This window comes from Planomonospora algeriensis (genome assembly GCF_977012225.1).
On sequence record NZ_CDRNDK010000756.1, the window covers coordinates 1 to 1986 of the forward strand.

Consider the following 1986-nt stretch of genomic DNA (forward strand, 5'->3'; position numbering starts at 1 on the left):
CGCACGCGCGCGCGGAGCGTCCCGCGGCGCTCCCGCGCCGGGCCCGCCGGGGCGGCTCAGTCCCGGGCGTGCTCCCAGTAGGGGTCGCGGTAGAGCACCACGGTGGTGCCGCGCAGCAGCTCGTCCGGGGCCGAGACCAGCACGAGCTCGCCCGCCGCCTCCAGGCTCCGCAGGACGTCGCGCACGCGGGGGCCGACCGGCAGCCGGCCCACCGGCAGGCCCAGGGCGTCCCGGACGGCGTCGGCGACCTGGGAGAGCCGGAACGGCCCGGGCAGCAGAGCGATCAGCGCGCGGACGACGTCGACGGTGATCACCGCCTCGGCCTCGGCGCAGGCGAGCTGCCACTGCAGCTGTGCCTTGCGCCGCCCGCTCCCGGCGCAGGAGGTGCAGGGCTGGGCGTAGTCGGGCACGACCTGCTCGGTCCCGGAGCCCAGACAGGTGGTGCACTGGTCGGTCTCCATCGCGTGCAGCTCGGCCGCCGTCCGGTCGCTCAGCTGCTTGCCGCAGAGGCAGAGATAGACCCGGAAACCGCCGCTGACCAGGGCGAGGTCGTCGGCGTCGTCGGGGATCTCCTCCCACAGCGCGGTGATCGTGTGTTTTCTCATGGTCCCCGCGACTCTACCGACCCGCCCCGGGGCGGGAGCGCCGCCGGGCGTCTCCGGAGGCCGGGGTCGCTACTTTAGGGAGCATGACGACATATCGCGGGAGTGTTCAGCGGGTGTTGCGGTGGCCGGTGAAGTCGCTGCGGGGTGAGGAGATCGAACGGGCGCGGCTCGACGAGCGGGGGATGGCCGGGGACCGGGCCTACGCGCTGGTCGACGAGCGCGACCACCACGCCGGCAGGACGCTGACCGTGCGGCAGCGCCCGGAGATGCTCCACTGGAGCAGCGGTTATCCCGGGGAGGACCAGGCGGGGGAGACCGCGCCGACGCTGACGGCGCCGGACGGGACCGAGTGGAAGTGGGACGACCCCGGGCTCGCCGGTGCGCTGGCGGAGTCGCTGGGGACGCCGCTGCGCCTGCGGGCCGCCGACGGCCAGCAGGACCGGGGGCCCACCGTGCTGGTGACGACCGAAGCCTCCCGGGCCGCGCTGGAGGAGGAGCTGGGCGCGCCGGTGGACCTGCGCAGGTTCCGGCCGAACCTCCACCTGCTCCTGGACGCCCCCGCCTTCGCGGAGGAGGAGTGGACGGCCGGCACCGTGATCACCGTCGGGGACGCGGAGCTGGCGGTGGAGGGCGCCGTGGCGGGGCCGTGCATCAGGTGCGCGGTGCCAGCTGGGACCCGGACGGGCGGGAGCGCTGGCCGCAGCTGCAGAAACATGTCATCGAGCGGCACACTAACAAGTTCGGAGTGATCATGAAGGTGGCCCGCCCCGGCACCGTCCGCCGGGGCGACCCGGTGGCGGCCGCCCCGGTGACCGGGGCGTAGCCGGGGACGGACACGGCACCCTCCGCCCGGAGGGGGCCGTCGTCACGGAGTGAAGCCGTCGCTTCTTCACGTATCGCCGGAGCGGCGGGGGATACGGGGTCTGTTCTCCTGCGTCGTGGCCTGTGGGGTCTCACCGGTCCGGTCGGGGGCCGGGGCGTCGGCGGCGGGCAGCGTGAAGATGAACCGGGAGCCTCCGCCGGGGTTGTCCTCGGCCCGGATCGTGCCGCCGTGCCGCTCGACGATGCGCTTGCAGATGGCCAGGCCGAGCCCGCTGCCGGTATACGGGCCGTTCGCGTGGGCGCGGCGGAAGTTCTCGAAGATCATCTGGTGCTGGCCTGGGGGGATGCCGATGCCGCGATCGGCGATCTCGACGCGGATCCATCCGGGCCGCTCGACCGCGGAGGTGGCGGTGATGCGCGGGCGCTGCCCCGGGGCGGTGTATTTGATCGCGTTGCCGATCAGGTTGTCCAGCAGCTGGCGCAGCAGCGCCGCGTCGGCCCGGACGGCGTCCAGCGGGCCGATGTCGAAGACCGGGCCCGTCCGTGCGGCAGGTCACCG

At 74.3% G+C, this 1986-nt stretch carries 3 protein-coding genes; 1 reads left to right on the forward strand and 2 read right to left on the reverse strand.

From position 1 onward, the window contains the following. Positions 1–56: 56 nt before the first annotated feature. On the reverse strand, positions 57–605 hold the full coding sequence (locus ACWJ6R_RS35420; RefSeq protein ID WP_449066394.1) for a hypothetical protein: 549 nt from the start codon (positions 603–605) through the stop codon (positions 57–59). Between the two features lie 83 nt (positions 606–688). On the opposite strand from ACWJ6R_RS35420, the gene ACWJ6R_RS35425 reads away from it, so the two are divergent. Beyond that, on the forward strand, positions 689–1354 hold the full coding sequence (locus tag ACWJ6R_RS35425) for an MOSC domain-containing protein (protein WP_449066395.1): 666 nt from the start codon (positions 689–691) through the stop codon (positions 1352–1354). Between the two features lie 140 nt (positions 1355–1494). Here the strand turns inward: ACWJ6R_RS35425 and ACWJ6R_RS35430 are convergent, their stop codons facing one another. Beyond that, positions 1495–1950, reverse strand: coding sequence for a sensor histidine kinase (locus ACWJ6R_RS35430; RefSeq protein WP_449066396.1), 456 nt, complete (start codon positions 1948–1950; stop codon positions 1495–1497). Positions 1951–1986 lie beyond the last annotated feature (36 nt).